12 protein-coding genes are annotated in these 17,388 nt (G+C 49.6%); 7 read left to right on the top strand and 5 right to left on the bottom strand.

All coding sequences use genetic code 11. The features are described from left to right. Positions 1 to 79 precede the first annotated feature (79 nt). Both CWC22_RS15530 and CWC22_RS15535 read left to right on the top strand, forming a co-directional pair. Positions 80 to 928, top strand: coding sequence for a spondin domain-containing protein (locus CWC22_RS15530; RefSeq protein WP_138538573.1), 849 nt, complete (start codon positions 80 to 82; stop codon positions 926 to 928). 227 nt (positions 929 to 1,155) lie between these two features. After that, entirely contained in the window at positions 1,156 to 2,370 is a 1,215-nt protein-coding gene (locus tag CWC22_RS15535; RefSeq protein ID WP_171045079.1) for a serine hydrolase domain-containing protein, read from the top strand. Positions 2,371 to 2,426: 56 nt separating this feature from the next. Here the strand turns inward: CWC22_RS15535 and CWC22_RS15540 are convergent, their stop codons facing one another. Further along, complete coding sequence (locus tag CWC22_RS15540; RefSeq protein ID WP_138538571.1) at positions 2,427 to 3,512, bottom strand: linear amide C-N hydrolase; 1,086 nt, start codon at positions 3,510 to 3,512, stop codon at positions 2,427 to 2,429. Between the two features lie 217 nt (positions 3,513 to 3,729). Between CWC22_RS15540 and CWC22_RS15545 the strand changes: the two genes are divergently transcribed. Continuing rightward, on the top strand, positions 3,730 to 6,213 hold the full coding sequence (locus CWC22_RS15545) for a family 20 glycosylhydrolase (RefSeq protein ID WP_171045078.1): 2,484 nt from the start codon (positions 3,730 to 3,732) through the stop codon (positions 6,211 to 6,213). Here the strand turns inward: CWC22_RS15545 and CWC22_RS15550 are convergent. Next, positions 6,210 to 7,148, bottom strand: a complete 939-nt coding sequence (locus CWC22_RS15550) for a LysR family transcriptional regulator (RefSeq protein WP_138538569.1) — start codon at positions 7,146 to 7,148, stop codon at positions 6,210 to 6,212. The genes CWC22_RS15545 and CWC22_RS15550 overlap by 4 nt on opposite strands. A 103-nt stretch (positions 7,149 to 7,251) precedes the next feature. Between CWC22_RS15550 and chrA the strand changes: the two genes are divergently transcribed. The 3 genes from chrA (at position 7,252) to CWC22_RS15565 (ending at position 12,250) form a co-directional block, all read left to right on the top strand. Beyond that, entirely contained in the window at positions 7,252 to 8,400 is a 1,149-nt protein-coding gene (gene chrA, locus CWC22_RS15555; protein WP_138538568.1) for a chromate efflux transporter, read from the top strand. Positions 8,401 to 8,564: 164 nt separating this feature from the next. Continuing rightward, a complete protein-coding gene (locus CWC22_RS15560; protein WP_138538567.1) occupies positions 8,565 to 9,398 on the top strand; it encodes a mechanosensitive ion channel family protein in 834 nt (277 codons plus the stop codon). 131 nt (positions 9,399 to 9,529) lie between these two features. After that, positions 9,530 to 12,250, top strand: coding sequence for a methyl-accepting chemotaxis protein (locus CWC22_RS15565; protein ID WP_138538566.1), 2,721 nt, complete (start codon positions 9,530 to 9,532; stop codon positions 12,248 to 12,250). Here CWC22_RS15565 and CWC22_RS15570 read toward each other — a convergent pair. The 3 genes from CWC22_RS15570 to CWC22_RS15580 all read right to left on the bottom strand — a co-directional run bounded on the left by CWC22_RS15570 (position 12,247) and on the right by CWC22_RS15580 (position 15,692). Beyond that, the gene (locus CWC22_RS15570) at positions 12,247 to 13,332 is read right to left on the bottom strand and encodes a hypothetical protein (RefSeq protein ID WP_138538565.1); all 1,086 of its coding nucleotides are present in this window, start codon (positions 13,330 to 13,332) and stop codon (positions 12,247 to 12,249) included. The genes CWC22_RS15565 and CWC22_RS15570 overlap by 4 nt on opposite strands. Positions 13,333 to 13,480: 148 nt before the next feature. Continuing rightward, positions 13,481 to 13,729: a hypothetical protein gene (locus CWC22_RS15575; RefSeq protein WP_010384156.1), complete on the bottom strand. Its 249-nt coding sequence runs from the start codon at positions 13,727 to 13,729 to the stop codon at positions 13,481 to 13,483. Positions 13,730 to 13,811: 82 nt separating this feature from the next. Further along, a complete protein-coding gene (locus tag CWC22_RS15580; protein WP_138538564.1) occupies positions 13,812 to 15,692 on the bottom strand; it encodes a monovalent cation:proton antiporter-2 (CPA2) family protein in 1,881 nt (626 codons plus the stop codon). Positions 15,693 to 16,019: 327 nt separating this feature from the next. On the opposite strand from CWC22_RS15580, the gene CWC22_RS15585 reads away from it, so the two are divergent. Next, positions 16,020 to 17,201 (top strand): acyltransferase family protein, encoded by a 1,182-nt coding sequence (locus CWC22_RS15585; protein WP_138538563.1) that lies wholly within the window; start codon positions 16,020 to 16,022, stop codon positions 17,199 to 17,201. The last annotated feature ends 187 nt before the right edge of the window (positions 17,202 to 17,388 follow it).

Raw genomic sequence — 17,388 nt, forward strand, 5'->3', positions numbered from 1 at the left:
TTTTTACTCACCTCATGAAATAGACCAGACGGTGTTCAGGTCTTGTTATCAGACCCTGACTCACACACACGAGGCTGATATGAGCACAGCAAACACATCACTTTGCGCCCTAATTCTGTTCACCCTGACTGCATGCGGTGGAGGAGGCGGTGGTGACACAACCCAAACCAACGCCAGCAATAATACGAGCAATGAAACAAGTACAGATACATCAAGCGATACAAATACTACTACTAATACGTCAGACAATAATGCAGGGAGTTCAGGCGACAACACGAGCACAGATACAAGTACAGACACCACTGAGACAGCGCAAGCCGAAGATACGGTAACGTATCAGCTTACCTTTACCAGAACCTGGGAAGCCGACAACTTTCCCACCAATTTCCCGGGGAATTCACACTTCTCCCCCCTCGTCGGCCTGACACACAATGCAGACGGCTTCATCTTTAAGCCCGATACTGCGGCATCAGCTGGCATGGTTAGCATGGCTGAAACCGGTTCCAAGTTTCAGCTTAAAGAGGAAATTAGCGCTATCCAGAATGCCGGGAATTCCAACTACCTGATTGACGAGTCGGGTGTGTCAGGCAGTGCCAAAAGCGTGACTTTTACGTTTGAAGCGAGTCAGGCGTTTTCGTTGCTCAGTGTGGTGTCTATGGTTGCCCCCAGTCCCGACTGGTTTATCGGCCTGGAAAGTTTGCCCTTGTTCACAGACAATCAATGGCTTGAAAGCCAGACGATCCAGTTGAAGGTCTATGATGCCGGCAGCGACAGTGGTACACGTTTTGGGTCAGCCAATCAGGCTACCAGCCCAGCCGAATCCATAATGCTACTGACCAGTGACCCCACGGACAGCGACTTTTCTGCCGGTGTGCACAGTGACTCAGGCGCCTATATTGGCATGATTGAAATAAAACTCATGCAATAATATCGCCACTGTCTTTTTCTCAGACGGGCAGGCTGTGATCTTGAACAGTTGCCCGTTTCACGCCTCCTACAGTAAAAGTAAGTTTAACTTTCAGGTAGTTAACTAAAAACCCAGTTCTTATTTTCCCACCTTCCTTGTTTGTCCTTATCGATCAGGACACCTTTTTGCGAATGCGTTGTTATAACCGGGCTAAAACAACAAATGGCAACGCACTAAGGGGCAATATTATGAAACTCTCCTCTTTTATACTCTCTACCGCCTGTCTGGCACTTACTGGATGTGGCAGTGATAACACCGTGACGCACACCTCAAATCCAAAATCAGCAGCGATGCCCGTGTCGCTCAGCGAAACAAAAGAAACCATCCGCTTTGATATCAACACCGACTATCAAAGTTTGCTTGATCAGGTCGCCGCAGCTGGTTTAACAGGCGTATCTGTCTATGTTGCCACACCCGGTTGGTCCGCAACCTATACTAGCGGTCTGGCCAATCAGGACACTCAGGTACCGCTTAGTCCACAACACCTGTTCCGTATAGCTAGTAATACCAAGAGCTTTGTTGCCACACTCACTCACCTGATGGCAGCACAGGGGCAAATTGATCTGGACAACAGTATCAACACCTATTTGCCAGACGACATTACTACCCGACTCCCTAATACCGGTACCATCACAGTGCGCCATTTGCTACGACATACCAGCGGCCTGAAGGATTATCTGAGTGTGCCGCAGTTCTGGCATAAGACAAAAGCAGAGCCCAATCACGACTGGCAAGTGACTGAAATGCTGAGTTATGTTTATGATGAGCCCGCACAATTTGAGGTCGATAGCCGCTTTGACTACTCCAACACAAACTACCTGTTACTCGGGATCATACTGGATGACTTACTGGGCTATGATCTGGCGATTGCAATCCGCCAACAAATACTCGAACCACTGGGCATGACCGAAACCTATTACTATCAGCGGGAACCTTTGGGCGCAGAGCTGGTTCACGGCTATGAACTGGAGGATGGTACACTAAAAAGTTATCGACACATTAAACTCGGGTATCGTGCGGCAGATGGCGGTATGGTCAGTACACCCAAAGACCTCAGCCGATTTTTCAGCGCCTTTGGCAAAACCCAGGCCCCGTTTACGGCTGCGATTAAAGCACAAATGCTCAATAACCTGAGCACAATGGATACAACCCGGGAGTATGGGGCTGGTATTGTGCGCAAAACAGAGCACAGTACTTTTTCGTCGTTGTCAGGCAAAGTAGCCTACATGCATGGTGGCTACAATAACGGTTATATATCCAGAAGCTATTATTACCCACAAGAAGACGTGAGCATCAGTGTGTTCTACAACCGCGTATTTGACCGCCACACCGAGCAGGACAAACATAAGATGGTCGATAATTTTCGTGAAGCATTGCGTGCCAAAGTCTTCGCAGAGCTATAAACATGCTATCAGCCGGCGTTCAAACCGGCTGCTCCCTCACGCCTGACGGAACCAGATTAACAGATGACCTCAAGGGACACGTCGCTATGGCGCTCCAGATTCAGGTAAGGATCAATTGCCGCAGTCATGAGCGCGTTAATCTTGCCATCAAAATGATGATTTTCAACCGCCCCACTTTTTGACACTGTGATTAGGTCCAGTTTTTGTACCGGTGCTTCGAAGTCGGCATTCGCCAGGTCAAACCAGACAACATTCAGCGTCCGGGCATTACTGAAATAGTAAGCCGGTTCACTGTGACTGGCATAAGTAGACCAAAGCGTATTGGAGATATTGGGGCTGTCACTAACCGTAAAGTTGTAACCCAGAGGTACAGACGCATTTGCAGCCACAGTTCTGGCCTGAGCCAGTGCGTCATCAATGTTAGTGGGCTCATCCATATGGTGCAGATAAAACGTTGCGCGTTCAAATCGATCCGTTGAAAAGGCGCCCCCCGGGATGGTGTGGCTTGGGTTGCTGTTTTCCGCGGACCATTGCCAGGCCCAGTAATCATTTATTTTTAACTGCTTATCAAAGCTCGGCTCATTGGTCATTATCTGATAAGCACTGCTTTCATAACAAATAAACTCTCCGTCTACCACTTCAATAATGGCTGAATTGCCGGTGACATCTGACACAGACAGGTGTAATTGCGCCGGTTTACCATCGCTGTTGGGAACCGCAGCGCCCACTAGCAGGATATCCTGTTTGCTAAACGCCTTCACAACCTCTTTTACAAAAACAAAGTTATCCAGCACATACTGCACCCACCGCAACACACTCAACTGCTTTTTGTGCGCACGGAAGGATGCCTGACCATAGCTGGCACCAGAGTCATACAGTACATTCGCCACTAACCCCATTGAGTTCAGGCCATCAGACGCGGCCCAGCCACTGCGTTCATCCCCTACCATGGCTACGATGCTGCTATACGCCGAGCACCATTTGAGCGCCTCATCCATACAGCCATCTGATTCCGCCAGACCGGTTTTACTCAGCCCCTTATCAAACGCAAAAAAGCTGGTTGGGAGTGGATACATCCAATCCATATTACGGGCCGTCGCCAGATAGTCACGCTGACCATTATTAAATACTCGGGTACACATCTCACACCTCACTGTGTGCCATGGCTATCGTTTGATAGCAGGCTCTGTTGTTCATTTCGCAGATATTAATCTGAGTTCACCCGTAAAAACATTACGCAGGATTACAGCCTGGATCTGAGCATTTACCCGCCTGATTGAAAATCTCTCATTTGCACTGTTCCCATAAACACGATTTTATAGACCTCTTTTTGATCGGTATTTCAGGGAAATGATCGCTATGATAGTTCGACTCAAGACTTTGCTGTGCGGGGTTATATTAAGCCTGCTCATGCTATCTGCCGAGATCGCCAGAGCGAAAGACCATGCAGCCATTTTGATGCCTGTGCCCACTTCACTGGTACAGCCAGGACAATCGCTTACGATAGATCGTCCGCTGATATTGTCGCTCACCGGTCTGTCTTCGCAGCGCAGTGCCTTTGTAAAGACTTACTATCAACAACAGTTCTCTGATTTTGGCTACCAGGTTACGTCTGTCACCTCTGGATCAGCACTCCCCATCAATGTCATTGTGCAAACTCCGCAAACCGGTACCAGTCAATATCCCCAGCTCAACCACAATGAAGACTATCAATTGCGTATCAACCACACAGGTATTGATATCAGTGCCGCCTCTGATTTTGGCGCGCTGCAGGCACTGGCAACCCTCAGTCAGTTACTCTATTTTGCCCGTGACAGCCGCGAGCTGGCCCTGCTACAAATAGACGATAGCCCCCGTTTTCCCTGGCGTGGACTGCTGCTCGACAGCGTCCGCCATTTTCTTTCTATTCCGGCGATTGAACGGCAGCTACGCGGCATGGCTGCCGCCAAGTTGAATGTATTTCACTGGCACCTGACTGATGATCAGGGCTGGAGATATGCCTCAGCAGCTTATCCAAAGTTGCATCAACTCGCGTCCGATGGCCAGTACTATACGCAGGCCGAAATCAAACACATCGTTGAGTACGCCAGCAACCTTGGGATCCGTGTAGTGCCAGAGTTTGATGTCCCCGGTCACGCCTCTGCCATTGCGGTTGCCTATCCTGAACTGATGACACAGGTGAAGCCCTATCAGATGGAAGATGGCTGGGGTATATTTGAGCCTTTGTTAGACCCCAGTAAGCCTGAGGTGTATGTCTTCATTGATGCAATCGTTGCAGAGCTGGCTGAACTCTTCCCGGACCCCTACTTGCATATTGGCGGCGATGAAGTACACCCAAAACAGTGGCAAGACAGCAAGCGGGTCCAGGCGTATATGCGCACACATAAACTCAACACTTCCGCCGACCTGCAAGCGCATTTCAACACCAAAGTGCAGGCTATCTTACGCCGGCATAACAAAAAAATGATGGGCTGGGACGAAATATTTCATCCCGCCCTGGACAAAGATGTGATGATCCAGTCCTGGCGTGGTAAAGCAAGCCTGAGTCAGATTGCCGCACAGGGATACCCGGCGTTGTTATCCGCGGGATTTTACATCGATCAGCCTCAGCCGACTGCTTACCACTATCGCAATGAGCCGTTTGATACCGATCTGCACACAGCACATCCGCTCAACGACAACGAAGTCATTCAGGCCTGGGACTTCACCATGCCCAGACTCAAAGGCAGTGCCGTGCGTGGTAAACTGGTGCTGGTGTCCTCTCAGCAAACACTGAATCATGTATACCTACAACTCAATGATCGTCCCTTTAAACAAGCCCGTCTGGATAGCCGGCTAGTCCCGCTCGGAGCGGGCTTATCACGACTCAACGCCACCATCGATAGCTGGATGGGTCCAACCCGTGCGGAACTCACACTGAACCCGAGATCAGGATTATCTGGTCGGATCCTGATCGGCAACGCTGTCTATCCGGTAACGGGAAAGTTAGATACACACTTTACCCAGGCAGACTTTACCAATATGCCTTTCCAGAGCGCGATGAGCGCCCAGGCACAAGGTAATATTCTGGGTGGAGAAGCAACCCTCTGGAGTGAACTGGTTACCGAACAAAACCTGGATGTGCGCAGCTGGCCACGTCTGTTTGCTATCGCAGAGCGCCTATGGTCTCCACGTCTGCACACCGACTCCGAAAACATGTACCACAGATTGTTGTCCATCTCTGACTTTGCCGATGCCATCGGCCTGCATCATCAAAAGCAGTTCAGACAGGGGCTCAAAAGACTACTGGCCAAACACGATAGTCCTCACAGCCTGGCTTTGCTGATGCGCTTTGCGGAGCAGCTTGAACCAGCCAGCTACTACACACGTCATCATATTAAGTATCAGCAAGGCTTGTATCACCAAAACGCACCATTAACACATTTAGTCGACTTTCTGCCGGTAGAAAGCCCGGCTCTGATCCGGCTCTATCAACAACTAACACAATTCAGACAGGGCGACAGCAATGCATTGCAACACATCACCGAGACGCTAATAGCCTGGCAAGCAGACTATCAACTGCTTGCGTCTTTGCTCAGCAGCACGCCAGCTCTGAAGGCGCTCTCCAAAGTGCTGGAGCAGGCCAGCGACATCAATAAAATTAGTCTTTCAGTACTACGCAGTTGTAAAGCTGGTACGTCAATATCAGCCACCAGGGTTGAGCAATTGTCGACGCAATTGCGTGACATTCAAAGTCAAGCCTCGGAGATTGTCGTGGCGGCTGGGTTGTTCAGCGAGCATTTATTGGCAACTTGCCAGGGCCCAGTCCGAACTGAAATAGCAACGATTGATAGCCTTCATTAAGGCTCTATCAGATCATCTGGTGCAGTTAATACTGTCTGTACCAGCGCTCTGAGCCAGGCATTTTTGTCATCACCCGTTCGCTTACTCAACCACAACATTGCAATATCAAAATCCGGCACACGCAGCGGCGGCTCAAAGTATGTCAGCCCGGCATCCTCACACGCCAACTGAGCCATTTTTAGCGGTACAATGGCCACCAAGCGTCGTTGGCTGAGCAAGCGCTGTATGGTCAGGAAATTGCGACTGGCCACCGTCACCCGGCGTGTCAAGCCAGCCCTGGCAAGCAACTGATCGACCTGAGTTGTTAAGCGGCCATCCGGGCTCACGAGGGCATGCTCCGTCTGTGCAAAAGTAGTCATGCACATGGGTAGCTCTGTGGTAAATACAGCCGGATCCACCAGACAAACGTGACGCTCGGTGTACAGAACCTGACTGCTAAATGCCTGATCTGGTTCAGTGATACTGCCAATGACCAGATCCAGTTTTTCCTGTTCGGTCAGTGTCATGTAGTTACTACGATTCACGTTTACAAAACTTACTTGTGCATGAGGCGCGGCGGTGCGAATACGGTCGTATATCACAGGCGCAAAATTCAGCTCTGCATAATCCGTCAGACCAATGCGACATACGCCTTCATACTGCTCCGGAACAAAGTATTTTTTGTGCAGCAAGCCATCCGACACCGTATCCAGCAGCTGCTCAATTAAAGGCGCTATCTGATGCGCGTACTCTGTCGGCTCCATGGTATGCCCTTTACGCTCAAACAACTCGTCATCCAGAAGGCGTCTAAGCCGTGCCAGAGCATGGCTCATCGCTGACTGGCTGACACAACCCTGCTCAGCCGCCATACTGACACTGCGGCAGCGGTATAAATAAGCGAAGGCAACCAGTAAGTTCAAGTCTACCTGCCGCCATGGCACATCACTAAAGCTCACAGCTCAATCCCATATTATTCATAGTTAAAATCAAAACTATTAATTTGAATCATTCTACGTCATTTTTTACTCTAGCGGCAATTGTGATAACAGAGCGCGCATTATGTTTGCTATTTTTAAGACCTTCTTTTTACTCGGCTGGATAAGCTTTGGTGGTCCGGCAGCACACATAGGTTACTTCCGCCAAACCTTTGTGGAAAAACGCAAGTGGCTGGATGACGCCGATTATGCTCAGCTGGTTGCGCTGAGTCAGTTTTTGCCCGGCCCCGGATCAAGCCAGGTCGGATTCGCTCTGGGCTACAAACGCGGTGGACTAAGTGGTGGCTGCGCGGCCTTCATCGGCTTTACGCTTCCGTCAGTCATTATCATGGTGCTGATGGCGCTCATGGCCAGCCAGGTGACCGACACCAGTGTGTTTCAAAACCTGGTGCACGGGCTTAAGCTGCTTGCCATTGTGGTTGTCGCCGACGCCGCCAGGGGGATGTACAAGAACTTTTGTAAAAGCTCCCTCACTGTCGGTGTGTGTGTTATCACGGCCATCGCCCTGCTGTTACTCCCGGGTCTCTTTACGCAAATGGCGGTGCTGTTGCTGGCAGCCCTGATCGGCGTCTTTTACCTGCGCGGTAGTGCCCAAAAGGTGCACTCTAGTGCCACTTTCAAAGCAAGCTGGTTGCCTTTGGTGGTGTTTGCGGGCTTATTTATTGGTCTGCCTTTTGTCGCCCACCTGAGTCCCTCAGCAGCCCTGTTTAATGATTTTTACCAAGCTGGCAGCCTGGTGTTTGGCGGCGGTCACGTGGTGCTGCCACTACTGCAAAACATTGTCGGTGACATCCTCAGCCAGGATACCTTTTTGACAGGATATGCCGCTGCACAGGCAGTGCCCGGCCCAATGTTTACGGTTGCCACTTATCTTGGCTACGCATTAATGCCAGCAAATCCCGTCACAGGCGCATTGGTGGCAACTTTAGCTGTGTTTCTGCCTGGCTTTTTGTTACTACTGGGCGTGCTCAAGAACTGGCAACAACTCGCTAACCGACCCGCAGTGGCAGGCGCGCTGAGTGGTGTCAATGCTGCTGTGGTTGGCTTACTGGTGGCTGCACTGTATCAACCCGTCTTTACCAGTGCAGTAACTTCAGCACAGGATATTGCTCTGATCCTGGTCGGCTTTTATCTGTTAAAACACCTCAAGCTGCATATCGTTTGGCTGGTCATCACCTTTATGGTGGCCGGAGTCGCTCAGGGATTTCTCTGATACCATTCAACGCGGTGGTCTGTGGGCCACCCCCTTTCGCCTATTACTCAATCTTGGCAAGATCACCCTCTTCAGGTTGAACTATCTCGTATCTGCAACTAGTTTTTAAACGCATAATTGTAAATGCTCTGTGACTCTCTCAATTATTTTACCGAGGTAGGTGTATGGAAAGCTTCTTAGAAAAAATCGATATCAATCAATATTTACCTGTCGCCGTTGACTGGGCAACCAATCTGGTACTGGCATTATTAATACTGATCATTGGCATCTGGCTGGCGGGCAAGGCTTATAAAGCGGTTGTCTCTGTGGCGAATCGCTATGACAAGCTCGATGATACTTTATTTAAATTTTTTGGCAGTGTTGCCAAGTACACTGTGTTGGCCTTTGTCGGCATCGCAGTGCTCAATCGGTTTGGTGTACAAACCGCCTCGATCATTGCTTTGCTCGGTGCCGCAGGACTTGCGGTAGGGCTGGCACTGCAAGGCACCCTATCCAACCTTGCGGCGGGCGTCATGCTGTTAATTTTCCGCCCCTACAAAGTCAACGACTTTATCGACACAGCAGGGCAATTTGGCAAAGTGACTGAAATTGATATGTTTACGACCATATTGCAAACCTTCGACAACCAACAAATCGTGATCCCCAACAGCCATATCTGGGGCAGTAAAATCGTTAATCACTCACATCATGCAATTCGCGGTGTCGATATGCGTTTTGGCGTTGCTTACAGTGAAAACACGGATGAGGCCAGGGCTGTGATCCAATCCGTGTTGCAGGCACACCCCCATATTTTGTCGGATCCGGCTCCGTTTGTAGAGGTGGAGTCGCTCAATAACAGCTCAGTGGACTTTTTAGTCAGACCATTTTGCGACGGCGCACATTATTTTGATGTGCTTTACTCCGTGCCTGAGCAAGTGAAAAAAGCCCTCGATGAAGCCAATATAGAGATCCCCTTCCCTCATCGTAAAGTAATTCTGGTCAACGAAAGCGACGCCTGACTTTGCTAAGTATGGATCAGCCTGTTGACGGGCTGCTCCATATACAACCGTATCTCACTCACAAACTTGGGGGCCCTGTTATTCCTTGTCTATAGTGTGTATAGATAATCCACTACATACTAGGATGTGATATGGCGCTCTTCGGCTTTTCAAGAACAAAAACAACAGAACCACAAATCACCCTACCGCAAACATTGCCTTGGCTAAAGCTCGACCGACACGGTAATATTCTCGCCACCAGCGAGGCTTTTAATACCGCACTGGCATTTTCGAGCAGCGCCCCACCCAAGACATTGTCAGCACTGTGCAATCATCACAGCGACTACCAGACGTTACATAACGCGCTGCAAAAACGTCAACATAGCAGCGCGCAAGTCTGCACCATGCACAATGTCGAGGGCACAGAGTTTCACGTCTCAGTACAATTGTGTCCGCTGGATGAATCACACAGCTTTGCCGTGATCCACGATGTGACAGCGCAGTATCAACCTTTGGTGGACGCCTCCTCAGCCACACAGGCCTTGTCAAACGCGCAAGCCTGGGCAGAGCTGGACCTGCGAGGCACGGTATTGAATGCCAACGAGCATTTCCTATCCCTGGTGGATGCCACAAGACAGCAGTTGGTTAATCAGCACTATCAGCAATTTGTGGTCAATGAACAGCTCAATGCCGCTTGCTGGGAAGCGCTTTGTGAAGGCCAGACGCTTGAGTGTGACCTAAAATGGCAAACTTCGGAGCAAACATTTGCCTGGCTGCATGCCAAACTGGTTCCGGTGCCGGATCCACACCAACGCACAGCGAAAGTCTTGTTGTTAGCCAGCGATATCTCTAAGCAAAAACATATGACAATCAATCTCAACAGTCAGATTGACGGGATCCGCAATGCCCAGGCAGTTATCGAGTTTACCCTCGATGGCACGATAGTAACGGCCAATCAAAATTTTCTTGATGTGATGGGTTATCAGCTTGAAGAGATCCAGGGTCAGCACCATCGCCTGTTTGTCACTACAAAAGAAGCTGCCAGTGATGAGTATGCGGCATTCTGGCGGGCTTTAGGCCGAGGTGAGCTTCAATCTGGCGAGTTTAAACGGGTCAACAAACACGGGGAAGCGGTCTGGATCCAGGCGCACTATACCCCCTTGTATGACGAGAATGGTCGGCTCTGGAAAATCATGAAGTTCGCCTCTGACATAACCGCAGATAAACTGAATGCCTTTGAGGCACAAGGACAAATCGAGGCAATCAATCGCTCTCAGGCGGTGATCCAATTCAATTTAGACGGGACCATTTTAGACGCCAACGACAACTTTTTGAGTGCCATGGGTTATAGCAAAGAGGAAATCATCGGTCAGCACCACAGGCTGTTTGTTGAGCCCAAATATGCTCAAAGTGAGGAATATCAGCAGTTTTGGCAAGATCTGAAGAATGGCCATTTCCATTCCGGTGAATTTTTTCGACTAGGCAAACATGCTAAACCTATCTGGATCAGTGCAACTTATAACCTGATCCGTGATGATGAGGGCAACCCGCTGAAAGTGGTTAAATACGCCATGGATATTACTCATCAGAAGCAAATCACAGCGGATCTGGAAGGGCAAGTACAGGCCATTCATAAATCTCAGGCGGTCATTGAGTTTGAAATGGACGGCACCATACTGTGGGCCAATGACCTGTTTTTAGCAACAATGGGCTATACACTCGACGAAGTCAAAGGCCAGCATCATCGCATGTTTGCCACCCCGGAGCAGGCTCAGAGCAACGAATATCAACAATTCTGGGCACAGCTCAATCGTGGCGAATTTGACTCGGGGCAGTATATGCGGATAGCCAAAAATGGCCAGGAAATCTGGATCCAGGCAACCTATAACCCAATCCTGGATCAACATGGCCGCCCAGTCAAAGTGGTGAAATATGCCACAGACATCACCGCGCAAAAGCAGGCTGTGCAACATATCAAAAACGCCATTTTTGCACTTGAGCAAGGCGATTTAACCCACCGGATCACCGCTGAACTGGGAGAGGACTTCTCAGTGCTGACGCAGGCAATGAATGGTCTGTTCGACAAGCTCAGCGAGCTGGTGCAGACCATCAATAACGGGGCAGCTCAGGTGTTTGATATCGCCCGACAAATCGCCTCCAATAATGAAGAGCTCAATAGCCGGGTAGAAAGTCAGGCAGCCAGTTTGGAAGAAACCGCCGCCACAATGGAGCAACTTACAGCGACGGTGAAAAATAATGCGATCAGCGCAACCACAGCGTCGGAACGGGCAGCCGTTGTCCGTGAAAAAGCACTCAGTGGTAAACAAACCATTGAAGATGCCATCAATGCGGTTGGTAATATTGAAAGCTATAGCCGAAAAATCTCCGACATCGTTGGCGTGATTGATGAAATTGCCTTTCAAACTAACCTGCTGGCACTCAATGCCTCGGTTGAGGCCGCCAGAGCGGGCGAAGCTGGCAGAGGGTTTGCCGTGGTTGCCAGTGAAGTGCGTAACCTGGCACAACGCAGTGCCAGCGCAGCCAAAGAAATTAAAGCGCTCATCAAAAACAGTGTTGACGCCGTCACCGAAGGCAGCAAGTTGGTTTATGATTCTGGCACGACTTTCGATGAGTTGACTCAGTCAATTGCGCAAGTCAGTGACATGGTCTCGAACATTGACGATGCCAGTAAAGAGCAAGCATCTGGTATCGCCGCGGTATGCTCTACCATTGCACAAATGGATGGCATTACTCAACAAAATGTCTCCCTGGTCGAAACCACGTCAAAATCGGGCAAAACCATGGAGAGTCAGGCCCGGGTGCTGACCGATCAGGTTGCCTTTTTCAATCTGGAAGACAGCCGCTTATCTTAGCGGCTGTTCGGTTGATACTCACGAATAAAACTGTATTCAAATTTGCCCGTATTAAGATCAGCGCAAACGGGCTCAAAACCGTAGCTGCGAATGCTGTCAATTTCTGCGCTGATGGGAGACTCATCGGTCAGCTGAGCCAAGCCATTAATTAGCATCAATGCCTGGTTTTTATCATAGCGACAACCAAACTCAATGGTTTTAAACAGCTTAGCATAGTCATCACCAAGCTCTGCCGCCTGCTCAATTTGCTGACTTCCCTGACTCCCCCCGTTGATGATGCCGAGAATGAACAAAGCACGGGGTTCAGCCCTTTGCTCCATCAAATGGCTCAGGATGGTTTTCGCTTTGAACTCAGAGTGCACAAACTGGCCCTTATTTCTGCCATATTCATCTATCCGATAGCCGCTAAAATAGGCGTAGGCATAATGCAACGCTTGTCTGGTTGAGAGGGCTTTAAGACCCTGAGGTGTGACGTCAATTTCGTTTTTCTGAGCGCGCAGTGCTCGCTGTTGTTGCTGTTCGTCTAGCTCCTGTGCAATCAATAACTGCTCCGCTGTCGTGACACCATATATTGCCATCAAGCCAGTGGCCAGCGAGGTAATCAGTAAAACGGGTAACACAATGAACCAACGGTTTTTCAGCTTTTTCCGACTTGCATGCTGCTGTTTTTCCGCGAGCTCAAAAAAGGCCCGGTGCTCAGAAAATGGTACCTTTTTACGCGCCAAGTACACACTGGACCAAACACCAGTGACATATAAAATACCCAATACCATCAGCCAGGTATCGTTACTGACGATTAATTCCAATGCCAGGGCCAGAAAAACCAACCAGGTATGCAGTACAAAGGCGATAACACCAAATACTTTCTGATAGCCCCGACCATGAAACCGGATCACTAAGCCGACCAGCACACCACTGACGGTCAGCATCAAGGGACCTAAGTCTGCGTTTAATGTAAAAGCACCAAACCAGGCAAATAAAATGGGAAACACCCACAATCCACCAGCAATCGCTGCACCCAGCGCATTTTGCTTATTGAGCCGATGTTCAACTTTGGCTAGCTCTTCACAAGGAACCTGCATCTGACTTTCCTGTTTTTATTGTAGTTTTGTTTTTTATTATACCAATCCGCATAAAGCATTGGCCGGTGTAGGGGTTTCCCACTGTGGGCCCAGAGGGTGGCAGATGTATACAAATCAAAATGACCCGATACATCTGTTCAGCACACGATTAGTGCGCTTTCTTAGGCCCCTGACGGACAAGATCCTTACCATTATCAAACACCTCTTGCGTCACCCAGCGACCCAGGATCAACTGATGATTATCATCCAGCACAGCAACAAATGGCCGGCCATTACTATTATTCGTCGCCAACGCAACACCTGCTGCGTTATTCAGACCTAACCCACCACTTTCCACCAGCTGTAAAAACGCTTCCAATTCGTCCAGTGTGCTGATCAATTCTTTATCGTCAATCATGTTTCGTACTCAGTTGTCGCTAAAAGCGTGTAGCATATCAGGTCTGCCACTGTCTGCACCAGCATTGATACGGTGATCCTCATTAGCCCTGTTTCGTGACGTTATCGCTGCTCTGTCCACTGGTGTGCCCGGCTTGCATGGCTGCTTTGATTGCCTCCTCAGTCTGGATGAAGAGCTTACGAAAATCATGGTCGTATTGCTGGCCATCACTACCATGTTGCCAGGTATCGTAGAGCCGCTCTGATGCGGCCTGCTCGGTTTCCCAGAAGGCCTGTTTTTTCTGCGCCGCAATCTCTGACGCAAAGCCCAGACAGGTAAGCGCCTGTGCCCCCAGGTCGAGCGCCGAATGGTACGTTTCACTGACAATCACATCCGCGCCAGCATGTTTCAATTCGTAGTGATGGCCTCGGTCAAATGCTCTGGCCAGCACTGTCACTCCAGGGTGGCTAAGCTTGACCGCCTGCACCAGTGCCTTCGCATTTTCTCTGTCGTCAATGGCAACAACCAATAAGGCAGCTTGCTCAATACCCGCGGTATGCAGCAATTCAGGCCGTGTGGCATCGCCAAAGTAGGCCTTAACCTGAATGCGGCGCATTGACTCCACCTGAGTTGCATCCAGGTCCATCACCACCGTGTGAACGCCATTGGCGATGAGTAAACGATTAACAATTTGCCCAAAACGACCAATGCCCGCGATGATCACCTGCCCGTGTTCATCAATCTCATCATACCCCTGCTGATTGGTCGTATGTTGATATCGGGGTAAAATCACTTTGTCGTAGAGAATAAACAAGGTCGGTGTCAAAAACATAGACAACGCCACAACCAGCTGCAGCAAGCTCACTGTTTCGGGTGGGATGACATGGTTTTGCAGTGCGTAGCTTAACAGCACAAAGCCAAATTCTCCGGCCTGAGACAAACTCAGCGCAAACAACCAGCGATCGCTATTGTGGATTTTAAACACCATAGCGAGCCCCCACAGTACTGCGGCTTTTACCAGCATCACGGTCAGCGTCAGGCTCAGGATCAAAAGTAAGTGCTCAGAGAGTATGGCAAAATTGATCCCTGCCCCCACCGTAATGAAAAAAAGCCCCAGCAACAGACCTTTAAAAGGCTCTATATTTGATTCAAGCTCATGACGGAATTCGCTGTTCGCCAGCACCACGCCGGCCAGAAAAGTCCCCAGTGCGGGAGACAGCCCAACCAGACTCATCAAAGTCGCGATGCCAATCACAAGTAACAACGCGGTTGCGACAAAGATTTCCCGTAACCCGGAGTTAGCAACATAATGGAACAAGGGACGACTCAGATAATGACCTATCACAACCACACCGGCGATACTGGCAAAAATAGCCCCCGCGTAGGCCCAGGTCGGCAAACCTGCAACCAGACTCAATGTTTCATGATGTTCCGCTGTGGTTTGCAGCGCTTGCGCTGCACTCATTAACTCAGGTAAGGCCAAAACAGGGATAAATGCCAGTATCGGTATCACAGCGATGTCCTGCATCAGTAACACAGAAAACGCATTTTGCCCGCCCTCGGTTTTCGTCAGACCTTTCTCATTCAATGTTTGCAGCACAATGGCTGTCGACGACAAAGAAAAGACCAGACCAATTGCCACCGCAATGGAAAGTGGCTGACCCAGTAGCCAGGCTATAAAAGCAAGCAAAAGAGCACTTGTAATCACCTGCAAGCCGCCGAGCCCAAGCAGTCTGTGACGCATTTTCCACAGCATCTGAGGGTGTAACTCCAGCCCCACCAAAAACAACATCATCACCACGCCGAACTCAGCAAAATGCTGTATTGTCACCGTTTCTTTACCGACGATACCTGCCACAGGGCCAATCAGCACACCCGCTATCAGGTAACCCAATACGGAGCCAAGCCCCAGGCGTTTTGCCAGTGGCACCATCACCACCGCTGCAGCCAGATAAATAAAAGCCTGAATAAAATAACCGGTCATGCGAGGGGGCCCTCCAGAATTAGGCACAATGACATCAAACAGCTATCGCAGCCGTTGATGGATGGCTGCAGCTTGGGTTGTTGCATACTCAGGTATCTCAATTTTACGAACGGACCCCTAAACTTTAGTACGAAACAGGTGACTGTGCTGGCACTGCACACTTCAATCTTGCAAGCATAACGGTGCCTAAATGCCAGTTTAGCTATCCGGACAATTTTGAAACATCCTGGCGCATATTTTTTATGCCACGCGGTGTCCCTAGATCAGTATTCTCCCGGGCTGTTTGATGCTAATCTGTTCACAGTCGCAGCTTTAAGGATAAACGTTATGCACACTTCCCCTCGTTTTCACTACATAGATAACTTGCGCAGCCTGGCACTTTTGTTGGGCGTGGTGTTCCATGCAGCGCTGGCCTATGGCCCTTACTTTTCCAATATCTGGTTTACCGCCGATCCCAGTAACCATGTCGCCTTCGAATACTTTGCCATCTGGTCACACCTATTCAGAATGCCGCTGTTTTTTGCCATCGCAGGGTTTTGCGCCGCATTGCTGATCAGTAAACGTGGTGGTAATGCCTTTATCAGCAATCGCCTCAAACGCGTTTTTTTGCCCTTTGTGATATTTTTTCCGCTGACCATGCTGGTACTAATTCATGCACTTGGCTGGGGCGCAGAGATAGTTCATGAAAAGCCGGGCCTGTTTACCATTTTTCAGTCCGTCGAAGAACCGCTCATCTCCACCATGCACTTGTGGTTTCTGTGGAACCTGACCCAGTTCTGCTGCATTATCTGGTTATTACAAAAATATACTCATGTCTATCAATCTATACTCGCCTTTGTCGTCCGCCCCCTGTTTTTAGGGGTGGCTTTGCCGCTATTGCTCACGTTTGCCATGCACCAACAGCTGGTGCCATTCCCGGCACCCGATAAGCTGTATCCGCAACTCTGGTCCTTCGGATTTTATGGCATCCTGTTTTTGATCGGTGCCGGGCTCTATCATCATCATACCCGGGTAGAACAATACGCCAGATACTTTACGCCTTTACTGATACTGGCTTGTGTGTCATTACTGCCTTACTTTTACCTGATGGACCCTCCCCCCTCCATAGAGACCATCATACGGGCAGCGAATACCGGAGACATGACACCTGAGCACATCAATCTCTACACCGTGCTGGCACAATCGGTTGCCATCGTTAGCTGGACCGGTGTTGCCTTTCTCGCCGGATATAAATGGCTCAATCAATACAGTCAGCTGAACAAGTATATGTCCGACGCGTCATACTGGATTTACCTCATCCATGTACCGGTACTCATGTACATCCAGTTTCCACTGAGCAATACCACGCTGCCATTGTTGCTTAAGCTCATCATTTCCGTGACCGCCACCCTAGTAATTGGCTTGGTTAGTTACCAGCTATTGGTCAGGCATACCTGGATAGGCATTCTACTCAACGGAAAAAAAGCCAAATCAAGCGCCTCCTCTCAAGGTGCTGAATCTATGTCTTAAAAACACCTAGGCCTGTAATATGAGAGCTAACTTTCTTTTTATCTTGTCATTCAGGTGGTACCAGCCAGACCAGCCTGAGTGTCCTAAGAGCAGCATATTTGCTCTGCTTAGTCGGGCCTATGTACTTAGAGAATAATAAAAAGCAAGCTCCACCTGCACAGAGTAAATATCACGACCTCTATACAGG

Origin of the sequence: Pseudoalteromonas rubra (assembly GCF_005886805.2) — a bacterium.
Lineage (GTDB): Bacteria > Pseudomonadota > Gammaproteobacteria > Enterobacterales > Alteromonadaceae > Pseudoalteromonas > Pseudoalteromonas rubra_D.